We start from the raw sequence: 22610 nt of genomic DNA, 5'->3' as shown, positions 1-22610 counted from the left end.
CCATTCGCACTGAACGCACAGGGGGCGGGCCATGATCCGCACACCGTTCGATACGCTTGCCGAATACGAGCGCCGCAGCCTGGCGCACGCCGTGGCGCAGCCGGCGCGGGAAATCGCGCAGGACCAGTACCGTGGCGTCGGCTACCGCGTGGGCAAGCGCCGGCTGATTTCCAACTTCGGGGAAGTGGTGGAAATCGTGCAGATGCCGCCGGTCACGCCCGTGCCGGGCGCGCATCCGTGGCTGCTGGGCATCGGCAACCTGCGCGGCAACCTGTTCCCGGTGGTCGACCTGAAGCAGTTCCTCGAGGGCGAGCGCACGGTGCTGCATGAAGGCCAGCGCGTACTGGTCATGCGCCAGGCCGGCGGCGATGTCGCGCTGACCATCGACGAGCTGTACGGGCAGCGCAGCTTCCATGAATCGCAGCAGGTCGAGCCGGGGGAACTGGCGGACGGCCGCTACGCGCATTTCATCGAACGGGCCTTCGCCAGCGACGACCAGCGATGGGGTGTTTTTGCGCTGGGATTGCTCGCGCGCACGCCCGAATTCCGTCAGACCGCGCTTTGAGCGCGGACAACAAGAACAATCCAGGGGTTGAACGATGAGCACTGCGACGGATTCTCCCAGCGCCAGCAAGATCGGCAGTTTCGGCAACAGTTTCTGGTTGCTGCTGCTCGCGCTTTCGGTGCTGGTCTTCGGTGCCAACACCGGTGTGGCCACCTACCAGGGCAGCCGGTTGTCCGGTGCCAGCACCGGCGCATCCGACATGCGCGTGCTGTCGCAGCAGCTGGCCAACCAGGGTCGCGAGGCCGTGGCCGGCAATGCCGAAGCCTTCAAGGCGTTCAAGGAGACCAAGCAGTCGGTCGAGTCCACCGTCTCCGACCTGCAGAGCCGCTTCGGTAGCGAAGGCGCCATCGCCGGTCCCCTGGCCAAGTTGACCGCCACCTGGGCGCCGCTGGGCAAGAACGCCGATCAGATCGTGACCTCCGAAGCCGCCGTGCTGGCGCTGGCCGGCAACGCCGACCGTTTCGCCACCCAGGTGCCCAACCTGCAGGCACAGCTCAATGAAGTCGTCCGCGCGATGTCCGCCGGCGGCGCGCCTTCGTCGCAGATATACAGCGCGCTGCAGCAGGTCGTGCTGGCCGGCACCATGGCGCGCCGCGTGACGGAAATCCGCGCCGGTGGCGCCGGTGCGGCCACCGCCGGTGACGCGCTGGGTCGCGATGCCGTGCTGTTCGGCCAGGTGCTGGAAGGCCTGCGCAACGGCAACCCCGACCTCGGCATCGCGGCCGTCCGCAATGGCGCCGCCCTGTCCGCCCTGGACAACTCGCAGACCCTGTGGACGGCGATGAAGAAGGACCTGGATGCCATCCTGGCCAGCTCGCGCAACCTCTTCGCCGCCCAATCCGCCGCCGCCGCGCTGACCAACGGCTCGGGCCAGATGCTCCAGGACAGCACCAACCTGTTCCAGGCCTTCTCGGCGTTCGGCTCGGTGCGCGACACGCGCCTGTTCCCCAATTTCTGGCTGGGCATCGCCTCGGGTATCGCGGCGCTGGTGTCGATCATCGGTCTGTTGTGGTCGCTGTACCGCACCCGCCAGCGCGAGCAGGAAATGCGCTACCAGACGCAGGTGGAATACAACAGCCGCAACCAGCAGGCGATCATGCGGCTGCTGGACGAAATCAGCTCGCTGGGTGAAGGCGATCTGACGGTGAAGGCCTCGGTGACCGAGGACATGACCGGCGCCATCGCGGACGCCATCAACTACGCCGTGGACGAACTGCGCAACCTGGTGACCACGATCAACGACACCTCCGTGCAGGTGGCCGCATCGACGCAGGAAACCCAGGCCACCGCCCTGCAGCTGGCGGAAGCCGCCGGCCATCAGGCCGACCAGATCACCACCGCCTCCGATCGCATCAGCGAAATCGCGACCAGCATCGACCAGGTGTCGAAGAATTCCACCGAGTCGGCCGAAGTGGCGCAGCGCTCGGTGCAGATCGCGACCGAGGGCGCGGGCGTCGTGCGCGAGACGATCCGCGGCATGGACCAGATCCGCGACCAGATCCAGGAAACCTCCAAGCGCATCAAGCGCCTGGGCGAGTCCTCGCAGGAAATCGGCTCGGTGGTGGAACTGATCAACGACATTTCCGAACAGACCAACATCCTGGCGCTCAACGCCGCCGTGCAGGCGGCCTCGGCGGGTGAAGCGGGCCGTGGCTTCGCGGTCGTGGCCGACGAAGTGCAGCGCCTCGCCGAACGCACCTCGGGCGCGACGCGCCGCATCGAATCGCTGGTGCAGACGATTCAGGCCGATACCAACGAAGCGGTCAGCTCGATGGAGCAGACGACGGCCGAAGTGGTTTCCGGTGCACGCCTGGCCGAGGACGCGGGTACCGCGCTGGGCGAGATCGAGCGCGTGTCCAACGACCTGAACAACCTCATCAAGGGCATCTCCGGCGCCGCGCAGCAGCAGTCCGCCGCCGCGCTGGACATCACCCAGACCATGGGCGTGATCCGCCAGATCACCTCGCAGACCTCGCTGGGTGCGGGGCAGACGGCGGAATCCATCGGTCACCTGGCGCAACTGGCCGCGGACCTGCGCCGCTCGGTCGCCGACTTCAAGCTGCCGGGCTGAGGACGGGACGCACTGCATGAACTTCCTACGCCATCCCGCCTGCCAGCAGCGCGAGGCTGACGGTTCCGCCGTCGCCGCGGGAGCATGCCCATGAGTGCGCTGCGCGAAGCCATGAGCCACGCCGTGCTCGGCTGGGTGAAGCCCGAGCTCGACGAAACCCTGCGCCTGGTGCGGCAGGAAATCGAAGCCTTCGTCGAAACGCCCGCCGATACCAGCCGCATGCGCTTCTGCGCCGGCTACCTGCACCAGGTGCAGGGCACGCTGCGCATGGTCGAGTTGTACGCGCCCGCGATGGTGGCCGAAGAGCTGGAGCTGCTCGCCAAGGCGCTGCAGGAAGGCGGCGTGGCCGACCGTGACGAAGCCTGCTCCACCTTGATGCGCGGCGCGGTGCTGTTGCCGGATTACCTGGAACGGTTGCAGGACGGCCACCGGGACATCCCCATCGTGCTGCTGCCGTTGCTCAACGAAATCCGCGCGTCGCGCGGTGCATCGGGCCTCAACGAAAGCATGCTGTTCCCGCCGGGTGCGCGCGACGACGCGACGCCCAGCGAGGCCGAGATCGACCACGCGCGCAGCAGCCTCAGCGGGCGCAACCGCGAACTGCTCGATACCGTCGGCAACGCGGTCAAGGAAGAGCTCCTGCGTGTGAAGGACGCGCTGGACCTGCATTTGCGCACCGGCAGCGAGGCGCAGGAACTCGAATCGCAGGTTGCCGAACTCGGCAACGTGGCCGACACCCTGGGCATGATGGGCCTGGGCGTGGCGCGCGATGTGGTGATGCAGCAGCGCGACACCCTGCGCGAAGTCGTGGCGGGCGCCCGTCCTGCGGACGAAGGCACGCTGCTCGATGTCGCCGGCGCACTGCTGTATGTCGATGCCTCGCTGGACGATCAGGTCGCGCGCCTGGGCAGTGCCGGCGATGCGGCGCCCGATCCCAGCACGGCCGAATCGCAACGCACGGTCGAAGTGCTGGCACAGGAGGCCATCATCAATTTCGCCGGTGCACGCGAGCGTTTCGTCGCGTTCATCGAGACCAACTGGGACCATGCCGAACTGACCGACGTGCCGCGCCTGCTGGACGAGGTCGCGGGCGCGCTGCGCATGCTCGAACTGGCGCAGGCGGGCGACTACGTCATCGGTGTGCGCCGTTACGTCAGCGGCGAGTTGATCGGCAAGAAGCGCGTGCCCGGCGGCCAGCAGCTGGACACCCTGGCCGATGCGATGGCCAGCCTCGAGTACTACCTGGAAGCGCTGCGCGAGCGCCGCCCGAATCGCGAGGACATCCTCGAGATCACCCGCGGCAGCCTGGAAGCCCTGCGCTACTGGCCGCTGCCGGCCGAAGCCCCGGCGGCTGAAGAAGCAATCCCGCCGGTCGCGGTGGCCCCCGTCGTGGCGCCGGTCGCCGAAGCGCCTGTCGTTGAAGCGCCCGTGGTCGATGGAATTCCCGTCCCCGTGGAGGAAGCGCCCGCGCCAGTCTCGTTCTCCGGGCTGTCGCTGGAACCGATCGACGCCGCGTCCGCCGTATCTTCGCCCGGCGGCGCCAATCCATTCGATCCGGTCGGCTTCGAAGAAGCAGACGGTGATGCCGAGCCGGCCTCGCCGGTGTCGGTGCTGGAAGACACCGGCGCGCCCGTCTTGGAAGCTGGCGATGCACCTTTTGCCGGGGATCACATCGAAACCGCCGCGGACCTGTCCGAGGCGACGCCGGACGTCGTCGATACCGATGCCGATGCGTTGCCCGACCTGCGCCACGAGATTGCCGCTGCGGCGGCCGCGCTGCCGGCGGCGAGCGTGGTGGGCGGCTTCGACGGCGATGCCACGGATATCGACGACGAGATCCGCGACGTCTTCCTCGAAGAGTTCGACGAGGAAATCGTCAACCTGCGCCAGCTGCTGCCCGCCTGGCGCAGCAATCCCGAAGATTTCGATCGCCTGCGCCCGATCCGCCGCGTGTTCCATACCCTGAAGGGCAGTGGACGCCTGGTGGGCGCCAAGACGCTGGGCGAATTCAGCTGGAAGGTCGAGAACATGCTCAATCGCGTGCTCGACCGCACGCGCGCGCCGAGCCACGCGGTGGAAGTCCTGCTGGAACAGGCTTGCGACGCATTGCCGCAACTCAACGCCGCGCTGCGCGGCCAGGGCAGCGTGACGGCCGACCTGGCAGGCCTGCAGGACGTGGCGGATCGCCTGGCCGCGGGTGAAGAGGCGTACTACAGCGCCCAGCCGACCGTGCTGGACGAGGAAGCGGACTTCGTCGAGCCGGCGTTCGCGCAGACGACCGTGCCGGTCACCGAAGACGTGCCTGCGGTGTTCGAACCCGAGACCGAAGGCACGCCGGCGTCGGTCGATGCGGTGCTGCGCGAGATCCTGGAGACCGAGGTCGACAACCATCTCGACACGGTCGATACCTGGCTGCAGAAGGCCCAGGTGGAAGCCACGCCGGTCACGGAAGAACTGCTGCGCGCCGTGCATACGATGAACGGTGCGCTGGCGATGGCGGACGTGCCGGAAATCACCCATGTCACCTCGTCCGCGGAGCAGTACGTCAAACGCCTGCTGTCGGCGGGCGAGACGCCACCGCCGGAAGGCGTGGCCGCACTGGCCGACACCGCGCAGGCGATCCGCCGCAGCATCGCCGCCCTGCAGGCGCCGTCGCCGCGCATTCCGGTATTCGCGGCGCTGGCGGGCCAGCTCGCCGCGCTGCGCGACAGCCTGCCAGACCTGCGCCATGGCGCGCAGATCGTCGACGACGCGCACCAGGGGACCTATGTCGGCCAGATGCCGACGATCGCACCGCCGGTTGCGCCGTCCGACATCGAGCTGTCCGCGCTGGACCTGTCCGCGTATCTCGACAGCGACGCCGCCAACGGTGCGGGCGATCTTGCCGCGACCGGAATGGCGGACGACGCCACGCCGGAAGATGCGGTCGTCGAAACGGCCGATGCCGCACCCGATGCAGTGCTGCACACCGGGGAAACCACCCCGGCGGACGTGGAGCAGCCTGCATCGCAGGGCGTGACGTTCTACGACATCGACTACCGCATCCTGCCTCGCGCACGGCAATCGGAAGTCGATCATGCGGCGGCGCCGGCCGGGGCGGGCGAAGACGTTCATGCCGAGGTGGCAGATGGCGCCACCATCGAGATGGAGTCCTCCGCCGTTGCCGACGCATCGTTGGAAGCCGCAGTACAGGCGCAGGAAGAGGACGCGTTCGCCGCGCCGATCGATGACGCGCTGCTGGTGGACGCCGACCTGCCTGCGTTCCTGGTCGAAACCGAAGCCGTCTTTGTCGACACGGCGCCGGTGCCGGATGACGCGATCACGGACGTGGCGGTCGCCGAAGGCACCGGAAGCACGGACGACATCATCGACGCGACCGATCTCGCCGACGTTGCCGCGATGGATGTGCCGGAAGCAGGCGAGCCTGATCCGGTGGAAGCGTCCGTCGATGCGGTCGTGACCGTCGACGTCACCGACGAAACGGCGTCCGTCGCCGATGCCACCGACGAGCGCGTGGCGGCGCAGGATGACGAGGTTGCGATGGGCGAGGTAACGCCGCTCATCGTCGAAGAGGACGGCACCGAGGAGCAGGGTGCCGACGCGCCCGCAGTCGAGAGTCTCTCCATCGAAGAGGCGGCGACCGAGGTTGCCGACGGGGCGACCGGCTTCGATGGCGCCGTGGAAGAGCCGTTGGTGGACGACGCCGTCACGGCGGAGCACACGCCTGTCGAAGACGCTGCCGAGCCGGTTGAAACAACGGAAGACGCGGAAGCCTTCGAAGCTGCCGAACAAGCGCCGTCCGATGTCGTCGCCTCCGTGGAAGTCGAGGAGTCTGCCGTGACCAGTGCACCCGCCGACATGCCGGAGCCGGAAGAGGCCCTCGACCTGACCGGGCTCGACCTGGACCTGGTCGAGATATTCATCGAAGAAGGCAACGACCTGCTTGACCACTCCGACGATCTGATCGCCAAGTTGCGGGAGACACCGGAAGACCGTTCGCTGGTCATCGGCCTGCAGCGCGATCTGCACACGCTGAAGGGCGGCGCCCGGATGGCCGGCATCCATGCCGTGGGCGACCTGGGCCACGCGATCGAATCGATGCTGGAGTCAATCGCCGGCCAGCGCACCGAGCTGGACCGTCGCGCCATCCAGTTGCTGGAGCGCGGCTTCGACACGCTTCACGCCCAGCTTGCCCGCGTCACCGCGCGTCGCGCCGTCGCCATTCCGGACGGCATGATCGCGGAGTTCAATGCGCGCGCCCGCGGCATCGAACTGCCTGAGACGCCGACGGCAGCGGAAACGTCCATCGCCCCGGTCGAGCTGGCGCCGTTGTCGGCGCCGATCGAGACCGAGGTCGCGGCGCCGGTGGAGGAAGAGTTCTTCCCGATGGGCCAGCAGGAGCAGGTGCGCGTGCGCGCGGACCTGCTGGATCGCCTGGTCAACAACGCCGGCGAAGTGGCGATCTACCGTGCCCGCCTCGAACAGCAGCTGGGCGCGTTCCGCGGTGCGATGGCCGAACTGGACCGCACCAACATCCGTATGCACGACCAGTTGCGCCGTCTCGACCTGGAGACGGAGGCGCAGATCGTCGCGCGTTACCAGCGCGAGCACGACAAGCAGGACCCGACGTTCGATCCGCTGGAACTGGACCGCTTCTCCACGCTGCAGCAGCTCAGTCGCGCGCTGGCCGAATCGGCGGCGGACATCAGCGGCCTGCAGGGCGTGCTCGACGACCTGGCGCGCCAGTACGACGGCCTGCTGCAACAGCAGTCCCGCGTCAGTTCGGAGCTCCAGGATGGCCTGATGCGTGCGCGCATGCTGCCGTTCGAAGGCATCGTGCCGCGCCTGCGCCGCGTGCTGAGGCAGGCCGCCACCGAGACGCACAAGCAGGTCAGCCTGCAGTTCTCCGGAACGCACGGTGAAATGGACCGCAACGTGCTGGACCGCATGACCGCGCCGCTGGAGCACCTGCTGCGCAACTCGGTCGCGCACGGGCTGGAAGGACCCAAGGAACGCCGCAAGGCCGGCAAGCCGGAAGAAGGCACCGTGCACGTGGCGCTGCGTCGCGAAGGTTCGGAAATGGTGCTGGAGGTATCCGATGACGGTGCCGGCCTCAACCGTGATGCCATCCGCAAGCGCGCCGAGCAGCGCGGTCTGCTGCAGCCGGGCGCGGTGCTGCCCGACAGCGCGTTGGACCGCCTGATCCTGGAGCCCGGATTCAGCACCTACGACCAGGTCAGCCAGCTGGCGGGCCGCGGCGTGGGCATGGACGTGGTGTACAACGAGGTGCGCCAGCTGGGCGGCTCGCTGGAAATCAATTCGGTACCGGGCAAGGGCGCGACCTTTACCCTGCGCCTGCCGCAGACGCTGGCGGTCAGTCAGGCCGTGTTCGTGCAGATCGGCGAAACGCAGTTCGCGGTGCCCGTGGCGGCGGTCAGCGGCATCGGCCGCATCAGCCACGCGCGCTTCAGTGCGGGCGTGGGCAGCTACCACTACGCCGGCGAGGACTATCCGCTCTACAACCTGGGCCACCTGGTGGGACAGGGACCGGCGAAGGCGGAAGGCCAGCCGCAGGTGCCGCTGTTGCTGGTGCGCGCGGGCGACCTGCGCGCGGCCGTCGCGGTCGACCAGGTGCTTGGCAATCGCGAGATCGTGGTCAAGCCGGTGGGGCCGCAGATCGCGTCCATCCCCGGCATCTACGGCGCCACGATCACCGGCGACGGCAGCGTGGTGGTGATCCTGGATGCCGCGCCGCTGGTGCGTCGCCATCTTGCGCAGCCGCAGCAGCCGACGCAGCAGGTCACCGCGGTCGAGCAGCGCCGGGTGCCGCTGGTGATGGTGGTCGACGACTCGCTGACCATGCGCAAGGTGACCAGCCGCGTGCTGGAACGCCACAACTTCGAGGTCAGCGCCGCGCGCGATGGCGTCGAAGCGCTGGAGAAACTGGAAGAACGCGTGCCCGACCTGATGCTGCTGGACATCGAAATGCCGCGCATGGACGGTTACGAGCTGGCCACCGCGATGAAGGCCGATCCGCGTTTCAAGGACGTGCCCATCGTGATGATCACGTCGCGTACCGGCGACAAGCACCGCCAGCGCGCCTTCGATATCGGCGTGCAGCGCTACCTGGGCAAGCCGTACCAGGAGCTTGATCTGATGCGCAACGTCTACGACCTGCTGGGAATCGCCCGTGTCCGTGAGTGAAGCCAAACGCGTTGCCTTGCTGGCGCGGCCGGGCGAAGCGCGCGAGCGCCTGCGTGTGGCGCTGCATGAAGCCGGCGCCGACATCGTGCTGGAAGACGATCCCAATGCGCTCGATGTGGAAGCGCTCGGCGGCAGTGCGCCGCAGGTGGTGCTGGTGGCGCTGGAGCCGGCCATCGAAGACAGCCTGGAGCGCTTCGACAGCGTGCTGCACGACCCGGCGGTCGCGGTGATCTTCGACGAAGCCGAATTGGCTGCGCGGCGCCAGGGCTGGGAAGCCCAGCGCTGGGCGCGGCACCTGGCGGCGAAACTGCACGGGCACCAGGACGTGTTGCCGCCTGGTCGCGAAGAAGACGTCGGCCTGCAGCTTGAACCCGGCTTGCCGGTGACGCCCGCGCAATTGCACGAGGGCGCGGAGATTTCCCTGCACCTGGAAGAAGCGGCCGACATCGCGTTCGAACTTCCGCGTGATGATTTCGCCTACACCGGTGGCCTGGCGACGCGCTCAGCCGCGGAACAGGTCATCGACGCGGACGACTGGCTGCGTCATGCCACGGTCGACGCGGCGCCCGCTGCCGCGCCGGCACCCTCCATGCCACCGCCGCTCCCGGAAGCGCCCGTCGTGGCGCCGCCGCCAGTGCCTGCTCCGACCTTCGACCTGTCCACGCTGGAACTGGAACCGCTGGAATCCGGCGGTGCCACGGGTGCGGCGCGCGTGCAGGGCGCCGTGCTGGTCTTCGCTGGCATCGGCGGTCCCGACGCAGTGCGGAAGCTGCTGGCCGAGTTGCCGGATGGCTTCCCCAAGCCCGTGCTGGTGCACCTGCGCCTTGACGGTGGCCGCTACGACAACCTGGTCCGGCAGATGGAGCGCGTGGCGCACATGCCGGTGTTGCTGGCCGAAGCCGGCAAACCCGCCGAAGCGGGACACATCTACGTGCTGCCCGGTGACGTGGTGCCTTTTGTCGATGCAGGTGTGGTGAGCTTCCGCCCGGGTGCCGTGATCCACACGATGATCCCGCAACTGCCGCCCGCCGACAGCGCGGTGCTGCTGCTCAGCGGCAGCGACAGCGCACTGGTGGATCCGGTCGCCGCGCTGGGCGAGCAGGGTGCGCTCGTGCTGGGCCAGTCGCAGGACGGCTGCTACGACCCGGTGGCACCGAAGGCGCTGGCATCGCGTGGTGCCGAACTGGCCGCGCCCATGCAGCTCGCGCAACGCCTGACCGACCGCTGGTTCTGAGGAACATACGATGGCCCATTCCAACGACGAAATCCGCGGCGTCCTGATCCAGGCAGGCGAGTACCGCCTGCTGCTGCCCAACGCCACCGTGGCCGAAGTGCTCACGCGGGCGCCGGTCGAGCCGATCGCCGACATGCCCGACTGGCTGCCGGGCCGGATCGACTGGCATGGCTGGCCGGTCCCGCTGGTCGCGTTCGGCCGCCTGAGTGGCAATCCGAACGAGCCGGTGGCGCTCAACAGCAAGATCGTGGTGCTGAAGGCGCTGAGTGGCGACAAGGATCGCCCGTACTTCGCGCTGCTGACGCCATCGTTCCCGCGCCTGGTGTCGGTCCCGCGTGACGGCCTGCTGGCCGACGCGACCGAAGAAGACCTGCCGGTCGGGGTGAAGGTGCGCGTGCTGCTCGGTGACGAAGCCGCCGTGCTGCCCGACCTGGAAGTGGTCGAATCGATGATCGGCGACGCGCTGGCCAACGCGGCCTGAGATATCGCTGTCGTAGGGTGGGCTTCAGCCCGCCTCCACGGATCCTGCAAGCGAATCGGCTTTTTTGCGCTACATGCTGGCGGGCCAGGGCCCGCCCTACAGGTCGCCGAAGTGCGACTGCAAGGCGGCGATGGCGGCCAGTCCTGCGGTTTCCGTGCGCAGGATGCGGGGGCCGAGGCGCAATCCGGTGAATCCCGCCGCCGACAGGACCTCGCGGTCGCGTGGCGACCAGCCGCCTTCCGGCCCGATCGCCACCACCACCGCGCCTGATGCCACCTGCACGGCGGCCATCGACACGTCGCCGGCAGGATCCAGCGTCAGTCGCGTCGCGCCGCTGTCGACCATGCGCGCCGCATCCGCCAGTGCGGCCGGTGGCGACAGCGACGGCAGGCGCGCACGCGCACTCTGTTCACAGGCGGACGCGATGACATTGCGCCAGTGCGCCACGCGCTTCCCGGCGCGCTCGGCGTCCAGCTTCACTTCGGTGCGTTCGGCCGTCACGGGGATGATCGCGGCCACGCCCAACTCGGTCGCTTTCTGCAGGATCAGGTCCATCTTCTCGCCCCGCGCGATGCCCTGCAGCAGGGTGATGTGCAGCGGGGATTCGTGGTCCACCGCGCGCATCGACGCGATCTCGGCCACGACCTCGCGCTTGCCGATGGTGGTGATGCGCGCGTCGTAGTCGTGGCCGTCGCCATTGAACAGCACGCAGGCGTCGCCTTCGCGCAGGCGCAGGACACGGGCCAGGTGGTTGGCGATGGACTCCGGCAGGGCGAGCCGCGCGCCCGTCTGCAACGGCCGTTCAACGAAACAACGAGTCAGGCGCATGTGACGCTCCCTGCAGGAGGGGCTTCAGCCCGCGCCACGACGACATGCCCGCCGCCATGACAACGAACGCGCTGCAGCGCACCCGTTGGGTGGATGGCCATGTCGGTGCTTCCGGACCCACAGTCTGGGCTGAAGCTCCGACAGGGAGCGTTCTGGCGGGGGCACGTCATGCCGTCCCCTCGTCGATCGCCGCGCGGGTGACATCGGCCAGCATCTGCAGTTGCTCTTCGTCCACGCAGTACGGCGGCATCCAGTACAGCACGTCGCCGAGCGGGCGCAGCACCACGCCGCGGGCCAATGCAGCCCGGTAGGCTTTCAGGCCAACGCGCGCCGTTGCCGGAAAGGGCGTGGCCTTGTCGCCGTCCCGGGTCAGTTCGAATGCCAGCATCATGCCGGCCTGGCGCACGTCCGCTACGTGGCGGTGCGCGGCCAGCGGCTCGGCCAGTGCCCCCATGGCGCGCGCCGTGGCGCGATTGCGCGCCAGCACGTCGTCGGCGCGGAAGATGTCCAGCGAGGCCAATGCCGCCGCGCAGGCCAGGGGATTGCCCGTGTAGCTGTGCGAATGCAGGAAGGCGCGTTCGCGCGCGTCATCGAGGAAGCCATCGTAGATCGTCTCCGTGGCCAGGACTGCGGCCAGTGGCAGGAAGCCGCCGGTCAGCCCCTTCGACAGGCACAGCAGGTCGGGCATCACGCCGCTCTGCTCGCTGGCGAACAGCGTGCCGGTGCGGCCGAAGCCTACGGCGATCTCGTCGGCGATCAGGAACGCGCCGCTGGCGTCGCAGAGTTCGCGCACGCGGGCGAGGTAATCCGGGTGGTGCATGCGCATGCCGCCCGCGCACTGCACGCGTGGCTCCACGATCACCGCGCAGACTTCGCCCGGGTGCTGGTCCAGCAGGGTCGCCAGCGCGGCCGCGGCGCGCGCGGCGCAGTCGGCCGGCGATTCATCGGGCAGCGCGAGGTAGGCATCGGGCGAGGGTGCGAACAGCGCCTCGGCCAGCAGCGGTGCATAGACGCGCCGGTAAAGCGGGATGTCGCCCACCGCCAGCGCTCCCAGCGTCTCGCCGTGGTAGCCATTCTCGAGCGCGATGAACCGGGTGCGGCGGTGTTCGCCCCGGTTGTGGAACCAGTGGAACGCCATCTTCAATGCCACTTCCACGCCGGCGGAGCCGTTGTCGGCGTAGAACACCTTCGATAGCGGCGTGCGTCCCTGTTGGCGCGGTGCGATCGCAAGCAGGCGTTCGGCCAGTTCCACCGCCGGTGCGTGGGTGAAGCCGGCCAGCATCACCTGTTCCAGGGCCATGGCCTGGGTGGCGATGGCGGCGCCGATGCGCGGCTCCGCATGCCCGAACAGGTTGGTCCACCAACTGCTGACGGCGTCCAGGTAACGCGTGCCATCGTGCCCGATGAGCCATGCACCATCGCCGCGCGCGATGGGTACCAGTGGCAAGGTGTGCGGGTGCTCACGCATCTGGGTGCAGGGATGCCACACCACCGACAGATCGCGGGCACGCCAGGCGTCCGCCTCTGCTAGCATTCCCGCTTGATGATCCTGTTGTCGCATCCCCACATGATATCGGCCCCCACCCCCTTCCGTCGCCACGCCCTGCGTGCCGGGCGTGGACGCCGCGCCGCCGCATGAGCCGTCTTCCCACCATTCACGGCATCACCCAGCGCGCAGACGGGCCGGACCGCCATGTCGAGGAACTCGACCTGGAGTTCAGCAACGGCGAACGCCGTCGCTACCATCGGCTCCGTGCGCAGGGTCATGGCGCGGTGGTCGTGGTGCCGATGCAGGACGAGGACACCGTGCTCCTGGTGCGCGAATACGCCGCCGGCATGCACCGTTACGAACTGGGCCTGGTGAAGGGCCGGATCGATGCCGGCGAAACGCCCGAGCAGGCGGCCGACCGCGAACTGAAGGAAGAAGCCGGCTTCGGTGCGCGCCGTATCGACGTGCTGCGCGCCCTGACCCTGGCACCCACTTACATGAGCCACCAGTCCTGGCTGGTGGTGGCAAGAGACCTGTACCCCGAGCGCCTGCCGGGGGATGAACCCGAGGAGTTGGAAGTAGTGCCCTGGAAGTTGCAAGACCTCGACCAGCTGATGCTGCGCGAGGATTTTTCGGAAGGTCGTTCGCTGGCGGCTCTGTTCATCGCCCGCGAATGGTTGAAAGAGCGGACATGAGTCGCATGACCGCCGACCTGCACGAAGCCGTCATCGTCATCGCCCGCGAAGCGGGCCAGGCCATCCTGGCCGTGTACGAGAACGCCTTCGATGTGCAGCGCAAGAGTGACGACAGCCCGCTGACCGCCGCCGACATGGCCGCGCACCAGGTCATCGCCGATGGCCTGCGCCGGCTGACCCCGCAATGGCCGGTGCTGTCGGAGGAAGCCTCCGACATTCCGTGGGCCGAGCGCAGCCAGTGGCCGACGTACTGGCTGGTGGACCCGCTGGACGGCACGCGCGAGTTCATCAAGCGCAATGGCGAGTTCACCGTGAACATCGCGCTGATCGAACAGAACGAGCCCATCTTCGGCGTGGTGCATGCGCCGGTGACCGGCGAGACCTGGCATGCGCGCCAGGGCCGCAATGCGTACCGCCGCATCGGCGAGGTCGACGCGCAGATCCGCACGCGTGCGCCCGCCAGGGGCACGCTGAAGGTGGCGGCCAGCCGTTCGCACCGCGACGCGCGCACGCAGGCTTTCCTGGAGGGCATGGGCGGGATCGAGGAGGTCTCGCTCGGCTCCTCGCTGAAGTTCTGCCGCATCGCCGAAGGCACCCTGGACGTCTATCCGCGCTTCGGCCCCACCAGCGAGTGGGACACCGCCGCCGCGCAGTGCGTGCTGGAAGCTGCCGGCGGCGCACTGCTCGCGCCGGATGGACGTGCATTCCGCTACAACCGCCGCGAGACCCTGCTCAATGGTGATTTCGTGGCCCTGGGCGACATGACGCTGCCATGGCGTGACTGGCTGGCGCGGGCGCAGGACGGCGACCATGGACATGCCCGCAGCGCCTGACGGCGACATCGCGCGCCTGCTGGGCATCATGGCCCGCCTGCGCAATCCCGAGGGCGGTTGTCCGTGGGACCTCGAGCAGGACTTCGCCTCGATCGCGCCCTACACGATCGAGGAAGCGTACGAAGTCGCCGATGCGATCGACCGCAATGACCTGCCGGCGCTGAAGGACGAGCTCGGCGACCTGCTGCTGCAGGTCGTGTTCCATGCGCAGATGGCGAACGAGCAGGGCGCGTTCGCGTTCGGGGACGTGGTCGATGCCATCTGCGACAAGATGGTGCGGCGTCATCCGCATGTCTTCGGCGATGCCTCGTTCGCCGATGCCGAGGCGCAGACCGTCAACTGGGAAGCGATCAAGGCGGCCGAGCGCAAGGCCGCCGGCGAGGAAGACACCTCGGCGCTGGCCGGCATCTCGCGCGGGTTGCCGGAGTGGCAACGCGCGGTGAAGCTGCAATCGCGCGCGGCCCGCGTGGGCTTCGACTGGCCGGATACCGCGCCGGTGATCGACAAGCTGCACGAGGAGATCGACGAAGTGCGCGTCGAGCTCGCCGCCGCGCCCTCGCCCGAGCGGGACGTGCGGCTGGAAGACGAGATCGGCGACCTGCTGTTCGTCGCCGCCAACCTGGCGCGCCATGCCAAGGTCGATGTGGGCGGTGCGCTGCGTGGCGCCAACCTGAAGTTCGAACGTCGCTTCCGTGCGATGGAAGCGCTGGCCGCGGCAGACGGCACCTCGATGTCCGCGCTGACCCTGGCGCAGCAGGAAGCGTTGTGGGTGCGGGTGAAGCAGCAAGGGCTGTAGGAGGGGCTTCAGCCCCGACTGCACAAGGCATCGGGGCTGAAGCCCCTCCTACAGGGATCTCATGAAAACCTTGTTGCTGTTCCTGGTGACTGCGCTGGCCGAGATCGTCGGCTGCTATCTCCCGTACCTGTGGCTGCGCAAGGAAGGCAGCGCCTGGCTGCTGGTGCCCGCCGCAGCCAGCCTGGCGCTGTTCGCATGGTTGCTGACCCTGCATCCGACGGCCTCCGGCCGCGTCTACGCCGCGTACGGCGGTGTCTACATCACGGCGGCGATCTTCTGGTTGTGGGCGGTGGACGCGGTGAAGCCCACCCGCTGGGACCTGCTCGGCGCCGGCTTGTGCCTGGCCGGCATGGCGGTGATCATGTTCTCGCCACGCGCCGCCTGACCCTGTGGGAGGGGACATGAGCCGCTTCGCCAGCTTCCGCGAGTTCTATCCGTTCTACCTCAACGAACACAGCAACCGCACCTCGCGCCGGCTGCACTTCATCGGCAGCTGCGGCGTGCTGGCCCTGCTGGTGTTGGCCCTCGTCGAACGCAATGCGTGGTGGATGCTCGCCGCGCTGTTCTGCGGCTACGGCTTCGCCTGGATAGGCCACTTCTTTTTCGAGAAGAACCGGCCCGCGACCTTCAAGCATCCGTTCTATTCCTTCGCCGGCGACTGGGTGATGTTCAAGGACATCCTCACCGGCAAGATCCGGTTCTGAGCGGCGCATGAGCCGCGTGGTCCGGCACACCGTCCACGCCGCGGCGTTGCTGGTCGGCTTACCGTTGGCCGGACTGTTCGCATACGACTGGGTGGCAGTCAGGCCGCATGTCGCCGAGGTCGAGGTGCTGCTTGCAAGGGCGGAACCGCTGGAGGCATCGCCTCCGCAGCTTGTTCGCGACCTCATCGATGCCGGAGTGGCTTCCCCGGACGCCTACGGAGCACGTCTCGCGCTGGCGCACGTGGATGGCACGGACAGGCGCAGTGTGGTGGGCCGGCACGTGCGCGAACTGCTCTGGCGGTTCCTGCTGCCGCTGCACCTGGACGACTCCGCGATGTATGGCCTCATCGTGTCCCAGGCTTACAACGGTACTGACCGTGGCCTGGCGGCACTCGCGCGACGCGAACATCGCACGTCCCTGGATGCCTTGTCGCCCCTCGAAGCGGCGCGCACCGTTGCCGTCATCCAGGGTTCCTACGTGTTGCGGGACCACCGGCGGGTGGAAGCGCGCGCCGAGTGGCTGCTGGCCCGCACCGGACACGCCGGTTGAGTACCGGTGACGAGCGACCTCACTCGTAGAACATCAGGAAGGCCGCGCCCACGATCAGAGCGAAGGCCGCGTAGTGGTTCCATTTCAGCGGCTGCCCCAGATACCAGGTGCTGAAGCCGGCGAAGACCAGCAGGGTCAGGACCTCCTGGATCGTCTTCAGCTGCACCACCGAGTAGACCGCGCTGCCCATCCGGTTGGCGGGCACCATCAGGGTGTACTCGAAGAAGGCGATGCCCCAGCTGGCCAGGATCGCGACGAACAGCGGCGAGGACTTGTACTTCAGGTGCCCGTACCAGGCGAAGGTCATGAAGACGTTGGAGGCCAGTAGCAGGAACAGGGGCAGGACGCGTTCGATCATGGCAGGGCCGTCGGGGAGGGGTGGCGAAGCGTAATCCCAACTGTGGGCTGAATGGAGCTGCCGCCTTCACATGATGTCCACCGGGAGGCCGGTAGCTTCACAAACCTGAAGCCTCTGAAGGAGTTGTCATGCGACACAGTCAGGAAACCGCGGGTCTGGTGTTGGTGGTGGAAGACAACCGGAACATCTCGGAGATGATTGGAGAGTATCTCGAGGGCCGGGGATTCGAGGTCGATTACGCCACCGATGGCCTGGATGGGTACCGGTTGGCGGTGGAGAACAGCTACGACGTGCTGGTGCTGGACCTGATGCTGCCGCGCCTGGACGGGATGGAAGTCTGCAAGCGCCTGCGCACCGAAGCCCGCAAATCCACGCCCGTGCTGATGCTTACCGCGCGCGACACCCTGGACGACAAGCTGACCGGCCTGAGTTCCGGCGCCGACGATTATCTCACCAAGCCCTTCGCCATCCAGGAATTGGAAGCCCGCCTGCGCGCGCTGATCCGCCGTGAGCGCCGCCAGGTCGGCGCCGAAGTGCTGAAGGTCGCCGACCTGGTGCTGGACCCGGTCAGCATGCGCGCGACCCGCGGCGGCACCGAACTGATGCTGTCGCCGATCGGCCTGCGCCTGCTCACCATCCTGATGCGTGAATCGCCGCGCGTGGTGACCCGGCAGGAGATCGAACGCGAGATCTGGGGCAACGGCCTGCCGGATTCGGACACGCTGCGCAGCCACCTGTACAACCTGCGCAAGGTGATCGACAAGCCGTTCGACAAGCCGCTGCTGCATACGGTGCAGAGCGCGGGCTACCGCATCGCGGACATCGGCTGACCCGACCGTCGGGCACGCGCGTCATAATCCCGTCCTCGCCCGACGATACGCCGATGCGCCACGGCCTGCCCCGCAAACTCAGGATTGCCTTCATCCTGCAGGCCGTGATGGTCAGCCTGGCCATCGTGCTGGGCGTGTACCTCATCTCCGCGGTGATCAAGCACAGCCTGATGAATACCGCCCTGCAGGAAGAGGCGACGCACTTCTGGGAGCTTTACAGCGCCAGCACCGCGCAGCCGCCGCCCAACACCCACAACCTGCGCGGCTACCTGGTGGTGAAGGGGCATTCCAACCTCGTCCTGCCGGAGAACCTGCGCAACCTCGCGCCCGGGTTCCACGAGCTGAAGCAGGACGACCAGCTGGTGCTGGTGGACGAAGAGCCCGCCGGCCGCCTCTACCTGGTGTTCCTGCGCTCCCAGGCCGAGCGGCTGGCGTTCTACTTCGGCACCGTGCCGATCATCATGACGCTGGTGGCGATCTACCTGGTGTCCTGGCTGACCTATCGCGCCTCCAAGCGGCTGGTGTCCCCGGTCAGCTGGCTCGCGCGGCAGGTGGCTGAGTGGGATCCGCGCCGTCCCGACGTCAGCGTTCTGGCCCCGGATCGCCTTCCCAGCGACGTGCAGGGCGAGGCGCGCCAGCTCGCTTCCGCGCTGCACGGGCTGGCGCAGCGCGTGACCGCACACGTGGCACGCGAGCGCGACTTCACCCGCGACGCCAGCCATGAACTGCGGACGCCGCTGACCGTGATCCGCGTGGCCACCGACATGGGCATGGCCGAAGACGCGCCGCCGCGCGTCGCGCGCGCGCTGCAACGCATCCAGCGCGCCGGCCGCGACATGGAGGCCGTGATCGATGCGTTCCTGATCCTGGCCCGCGAAGCCGAGGTCGAACCGCAGAGCGAGGACTTCGACGTCGCCGACATCGTCATGGACGAGGCCGAGAACGCACGTGCCCTGCTGTTGAACAAGCCCGTGGACCTGGAAGTCACCCTGCATGCACGGCCTCGGCTGCACGCACCGCCACGGGTGTTCCAGGTGGTGGTCAGCAACCTGCTGCGCAACGCATGCGCGTACACCGACCGGGGCCGCATAGACGTGGTGCTGGAGCCGGACCGCGTGATCGTGCGCGACACCGGCATCGGCATGTCGGCCGAATCGATGACACGGGTGTTCGAGCCGTTCTACCGTGCAGACCCCACGCGTCCGCACGGCAGCGGTCTGGGCCTGTCCATCGTCAGCCGCTTGTGCGACCGCTTCGGCTGGAAGATCGAACTGGACAGCGAGCCGGGGCGCGGAACCACTGCGACGATCCGCTTCGTTCCGTAAACCGAACGGGAACTGACCCGCGGCACGGGTTGTCAACCATGTCGCTCCCGACGCGTTCCCTTCCACGACTCCCCACCTTCCGAGCCGACTCACTGCATGAGCCAGCCTGCACGCACTCCTCTCCGCAAGAAATCCCCGCTGCCCACCCTCCTGCTGGGTATTGCCGTGGTCGCCATTCTGGGCGGCGGCGCCTGGTACTGGACCACGCGGAAGGGAGACGGCGTCGAAAGCGCCTATCGCACGGCGACGGTCGAGCGCGGCGACATCCGCGTGGCCATTTCGGCCACCGGCACGCTCAGCGCCATCTCCACCGTGACCGTGGGCAGCCAGATTTCCGGCCAGGTCACCGACGTGCTGGTCGACTACAACAGCGAAGTGAAGAAGGGCGAGGTGCTTGCGCGCATCGACCCGAGCACCTACGAGGCCCAGATCGAACAGGGCAACGCGCAGATCGCCAACGCCCAGGCCAGCCTGAGGCAGGCGCAGGCGACGCTGGCGAACGCCGAACTGGATTACACACGCAAGGCCGACCTTGGCCGGCAGAAGCTGGTCGCGCAGAGCGACGTCGACCTGGCGCGCGCCTCGCGCGACCAGGCGCGCGCGCAGGTCAACGCGGCGCAGGCGCAGATTCGCCAGCAGACCGCATCAACCCAGACCACACGGGTGAACCTCGACCGCACCGTCATCCGCTCGCCGGTGGACGGCGTGGTGCTGACGCGCACCATCGAGCCTGGCCAGACCGTGGCGGCCAGCCTGCAGGCACCGGAACTGTTCACCATCGCCGAAGATCTGTCGAAGATGAAGATCGAGCTGGCCGTCGATGAAGCCGACATCGGCCAGGTCAAGGTTGGGCAGTCGGTCTCGTTCACCGTCGATGCGTTCGCCGATCGCCAGTTCCGCGGCGAAGTGCAGCAGGTGCGGTTGTCGGCGACCACCACCAGCAACGTGGTGACGTACCCGGTCGTGGTCAGTGTGGACAACAGCGACGGCACCCTGCTGCCGGGCCTGACCGTCAACGCCGAGATCGAGGTCAGCAAGCGCGACAACATCCTCAAGATCTCCAACGCGGCCCTGCGCTACAAGCCGACCGGTGAACAGTCGGGCGCGGCGTCGCCCGCGCAGGCGCCGCCGCAGGGCGGACAGAATCGCGGTGGTGGCGTCAGCGACGACCTAGTGCGCGTGGCCGGCACCCTGCAGCTGAAGCCCGAACAGCAGGCCGCTTTCGATGCGGCGCTTGCCGCACTGCGCGAGCGCCAGGCCGCCCGCATGGCGCAGGCGCAGGAACGCGGGGCCAGCATGTTCGGCGGACCGGGTGGCGGGCAACGGTCCGGTGGCAATGCAGGGGGTGGTTCGGGCGCGATGCAGGCGCAGATGCGCCAGCGCATGGCCGACCGCATGCAGCAGGATTTCGCGCCGTTCCGCGCCACGCTCGACGACACGCAGAAGCAACGCTGGGACGGCGAACTGCGCACGCTGCTTGCCGCCAAGCGTGCGCCGGTGTACGCGCTGGTCAACGGCAAGCCCGAGATGGTGCAGGTCCGCATCGGCGCCAGCGACGGTACCAGCACCGAGGTGTCCGGCCCGGTGAAGGAAGGCGACGTGGTGGTCGTGGGCGAGCGCGCGAAGGAATGAGCATGCCGTCAGCGAATGCCGACGACCGCGTGCCGGTCATCCAGACACGCGCGCTGGGGAAAGTCTATTCCGCAGGCACCGAAGCGGAAGTGGTCGCATTGCGCGGCGTCGACATGCGCGTGGCGCGGGGCGACTTTGTCGCGATCATGGGGCCATCGGGCTCGGGCAAGTCCACGCTGATGAACCTGATCGGCTGCCTGGACACCCCCAGCGACGGCACCTATTCCTGCGACGGTATCGACGTGGCCACGCTGGACGCCGAGCAGTTGGCGATCCTGCGGCGCGAGAAGATCGGCTTCGTGTTCCAGGGCTTCCACCTGCTGCCGCGCATGACGGCGCTGGAGAATGTGGCCATGCCGCTGGGGTATGCCCAGGTACCGCCGGCCGAACGCACCGAGCGTGCGCGCCAGGCGTTGGCCGCGGTCGGGCTGGCTGAGCGCGCCGGCCACCGGCCCAGCGAGCTTTCCGGCGGCCAGCAGCAACGCGTGGCGATCGCGCGCGCACTGATCAACCAGCCGCCCATCCTGCTGGCCGACGAGCCCACCGGCGCACTGGACAGCAAGACCGGCGAGGAAATCCTGTCGCTGTTCAAGCGCCTGCGCGACGACGGCCACACCGTCATCCTGATCACCCACGACGCGGAAGTCGCCGCGCATGCCGACCGCATCCTGGTGATGCGCGATGGTGAGTTGCACGAAGACCTGGACCACGCGGGAGGCCGGTCATGAAGTTCTCCGACATCCTGCGCACGGCGCTGCATGCGCTGCGCGGGAACTGGATGCGCAGCGCGCTGACCTCGCTGGGCGTGATCATCGGCATCGCGGCCGTCATCGTCATGGTGTCGGTGGGGCAGGGCACGCAGGCCGAGATCGACAAGCTGGTCTCCGGCCTGGGTTCCCAGCGACTGGACATCAGCCCGGGTGCCGGCCGGGGTCCCGGCGGGGGTGGCGTGCGCATGAGTTCCAGCAGTTTCTACACCCTCAACGAGGGCGACGTGGAAGCGATCCGCAACGAGATCCCCGAAGTGCAGTACGTGGCCGGTGCGTTGCGCGGCAACACCCAGATCGTGTTCGCCGAGAACAATGCGTCGACCAGCTGGCAAGGCGTGCAGGCCGACTTCTTCGACATCAACGGCTGGGTCATCGCCAATGGCGAAGGCTTCGATGCGCAGGACTACTCCAGCGCCGGCAAGGTGGTGATCCTCGGCGAGACGGTGCGACGCACCCTGTTCGGCGAGGACAGCGGCGTCGGCCAGACCGTGCGCCTGGGGCGCGTGCCGTTCACCGTGGTGGGCACGCTGGCGCCGAAGGGCCAGGGCGGCTTCGGCCAGGACCAGGACGACGTGATGATGGTGCCGCTGGAGACCGCGCGCCGTCGCCTGCTCGGTTCGATGGGCCTGCCGCCGGGCGCGGTGATGCAGGTGGCGCTGACCGTGGCCGATGCCAAGGACCTGAGCTACGTGCAGGGCGAAGTGGAAGCGCTGCTCCGCCAGCGGCACAAGATCAATCCGGGCGAAGAGGACGACTTCAACGTCCGCAACATCTCCGAGATCGTCGCCACGCGAACGGCCACGACCAAGTTGATGTCGTTGCTGCTAGGCGCGGTGGCCACCATTTCGCTGATCGTCGGCGGCATCGGCATCATGAACATCATGCTGGTGTCGGTGACCGAGCGCATCCGCGAGATCGGCCTGCGCATGGCGGTGGGTGCGGGGCCCGGCGACGTGCGCCGGCAGTTCCTCGCCGAGGCCATGTTGCTGTCGCTGGGCGGCGGTGTGCTGGGCATCGTCATCGGCGTGGTCGGCGCGCTGCTGGTGGGCCAGTTCAGCGAGCTGCCGGTGGCGTTGAACGGGCAGGTGATCGGCCTGGCCGCCGGCTTCTCGATCGCGACCGGCCTGTTCTTCGGCTACTACCCCGCGCGCAAGGCCTCGCAGCTGGACCCCATCGAAGCGCTGCGTTCGCAATAGCCGACGGCGGGGCTGGTGCGACGCGATGGCGGGAGTATGCTGGTCTCCC

General features: G+C 68.1%; 18 protein-coding genes and 2 pseudogenes. 17 read left to right on the top strand and 3 right to left on the bottom strand.

Annotated elements, in window-relative coordinates; genetic code table 11:
• Positions 1-34 precede the first annotated feature (34 nt).
• The 6 genes and pseudogenes from ACIPRS_RS07400 (at position 35) to ACIPRS_RS07375 (ending at position 10555) form a co-directional block, all read left to right on the top strand.
• Positions 35-565 (top strand): chemotaxis protein CheW, encoded by a 531-nt coding sequence (locus ACIPRS_RS07400; RefSeq protein ID WP_185742153.1) that lies wholly within the window; start codon positions 35-37, stop codon positions 563-565.
• Positions 566-599: 34 nt separating this feature from the next.
• Positions 600-2636, top strand: coding sequence for a methyl-accepting chemotaxis protein (locus ACIPRS_RS07395; protein WP_192201953.1), 2037 nt, complete (start codon positions 600-602; stop codon positions 2634-2636).
• Positions 2637-2726: 90 nt separating this feature from the next.
• Positions 2727-3989: pseudogene (locus tag ACIPRS_RS07390) on the top strand (Hpt domain-containing protein); the annotation flags it as partial.
• A 345-nt stretch (positions 3990-4334) separates the two neighbouring features.
• Positions 4335-8840: pseudogene (locus ACIPRS_RS07385) on the top strand (Hpt domain-containing protein); the annotation flags it as partial.
• Entirely contained in the window at positions 8833-10074 is a 1242-nt protein-coding gene (locus ACIPRS_RS07380) for a chemotaxis protein CheB (protein ID WP_446538089.1), read from the top strand. The pseudogene ACIPRS_RS07385 and the gene ACIPRS_RS07380, both read left to right, overlap by 8 nt.
• A gap of 10 nt (positions 10075-10084) precedes the next feature.
• Complete coding sequence (locus ACIPRS_RS07375) at positions 10085-10555, top strand: chemotaxis protein CheW (protein ID WP_192201951.1); 471 nt, start codon at positions 10085-10087, stop codon at positions 10553-10555.
• A gap of 96 nt (positions 10556-10651) precedes the next feature.
• Here the strand turns inward: ACIPRS_RS07375 and ACIPRS_RS07370 are convergent, their stop codons facing one another.
• Positions 10652-11383, bottom strand: a complete 732-nt coding sequence (locus ACIPRS_RS07370; RefSeq protein WP_446538088.1) for a 16S rRNA (uracil(1498)-N(3))-methyltransferase — start codon at positions 11381-11383, stop codon at positions 10652-10654.
• Positions 11384-11549: 166 nt separating this feature from the next.
• The gene (gene bioA, locus ACIPRS_RS07365; protein WP_446538087.1) at positions 11550-12944 is read right to left on the bottom strand and encodes an adenosylmethionine--8-amino-7-oxononanoate transaminase; all 1395 of its coding nucleotides are present in this window, start codon (positions 12942-12944) and stop codon (positions 11550-11552) included.
• Between the two features lie 74 nt (positions 12945-13018).
• Here bioA and nudE point away from each other — a divergent pair, with 74 nt between their 5' ends.
• The 6 genes from nudE (at position 13019) to ACIPRS_RS07335 (ending at position 16450) form a co-directional block, all read left to right on the top strand.
• On the top strand, positions 13019-13567 hold the full coding sequence (gene nudE, locus ACIPRS_RS07360) for an ADP compounds hydrolase NudE (RefSeq protein ID WP_142125793.1): 549 nt from the start codon (positions 13019-13021) through the stop codon (positions 13565-13567).
• Positions 13564-14400, top strand: coding sequence for a 3'(2'),5'-bisphosphate nucleotidase CysQ (gene cysQ, locus ACIPRS_RS07355; RefSeq protein ID WP_337731389.1), 837 nt, complete (start codon positions 13564-13566; stop codon positions 14398-14400). The genes nudE and cysQ overlap by 4 nt, the downstream gene beginning before the upstream one ends.
• Positions 14384-15196 carry a nucleoside triphosphate pyrophosphohydrolase gene (gene mazG, locus ACIPRS_RS07350; RefSeq protein ID WP_446538443.1) on the top strand — a complete coding sequence of 271 codons (813 nt, stop codon included), beginning with the start codon at positions 14384-14386 and terminating at the stop codon, positions 15194-15196. Before cysQ ends, mazG begins: the two co-directional genes overlap by 17 nt.
• Before the next feature lie 61 nt (positions 15197-15257).
• Positions 15258-15581, top strand: a complete 324-nt coding sequence (locus tag ACIPRS_RS07345) for a YnfA family protein (protein WP_446538086.1) — start codon at positions 15258-15260, stop codon at positions 15579-15581.
• 16 nt (positions 15582-15597) lie between these two features.
• Positions 15598-15900: a DUF962 domain-containing protein gene (locus ACIPRS_RS07340; RefSeq protein WP_337731387.1), complete on the top strand. Its 303-nt coding sequence runs from the start codon at positions 15598-15600 to the stop codon at positions 15898-15900.
• A gap of 7 nt (positions 15901-15907) precedes the next feature.
• Complete coding sequence (locus ACIPRS_RS07335; protein WP_446538085.1) at positions 15908-16450, top strand: hypothetical protein; 543 nt, start codon at positions 15908-15910, stop codon at positions 16448-16450.
• Positions 16451-16469: 19 nt separating this feature from the next.
• Here ACIPRS_RS07335 and ACIPRS_RS07330 read toward each other — a convergent pair whose 3' ends face one another.
• Positions 16470-16808 (bottom strand): DMT family protein, encoded by a 339-nt coding sequence (locus ACIPRS_RS07330; RefSeq protein WP_446538084.1) that lies wholly within the window; start codon positions 16806-16808, stop codon positions 16470-16472.
• 128 nt (positions 16809-16936) lie between these two features.
• On the opposite strand from ACIPRS_RS07330, the gene ACIPRS_RS07325 reads away from it, so the two are divergent.
• From ACIPRS_RS07325 to ACIPRS_RS07305, 5 genes are all read left to right on the top strand, one after another.
• A complete protein-coding gene (locus ACIPRS_RS07325) occupies positions 16937-17638 on the top strand; it encodes a response regulator transcription factor (RefSeq protein ID WP_055940490.1) in 702 nt (233 codons plus the stop codon).
• A gap of 53 nt (positions 17639-17691) precedes the next feature.
• Positions 17692-18963 (top strand): sensor histidine kinase, encoded by a 1272-nt coding sequence (locus tag ACIPRS_RS07320; protein WP_192201944.1) that lies wholly within the window; start codon positions 17692-17694, stop codon positions 18961-18963.
• Between the two features lie 96 nt (positions 18964-19059).
• On the top strand, positions 19060-20595 hold the full coding sequence (locus ACIPRS_RS07315; protein WP_446538083.1) for an efflux RND transporter periplasmic adaptor subunit: 1536 nt from the start codon (positions 19060-19062) through the stop codon (positions 20593-20595).
• Positions 20596-20597: 2 nt separating this feature from the next.
• Positions 20598-21323, top strand: a complete 726-nt coding sequence (locus tag ACIPRS_RS07310; protein ID WP_446538082.1) for an ABC transporter ATP-binding protein — start codon at positions 20598-20600, stop codon at positions 21321-21323.
• Complete coding sequence (locus ACIPRS_RS07305) at positions 21320-22561, top strand: ABC transporter permease (RefSeq protein ID WP_337731382.1); 1242 nt, start codon at positions 21320-21322, stop codon at positions 22559-22561. The genes ACIPRS_RS07310 and ACIPRS_RS07305 overlap by 4 nt, the downstream gene beginning before the upstream one ends.
• The last annotated feature ends 49 nt before the right edge of the window (positions 22562-22610 follow it).

The organism is Pseudoxanthomonas sp. LARHCG66 (assembly GCF_052871755.1).
The sequence above is the reverse complement of the archived record's forward strand: the minus strand, read 5'-3'. Positions and strand labels throughout refer to the sequence as shown.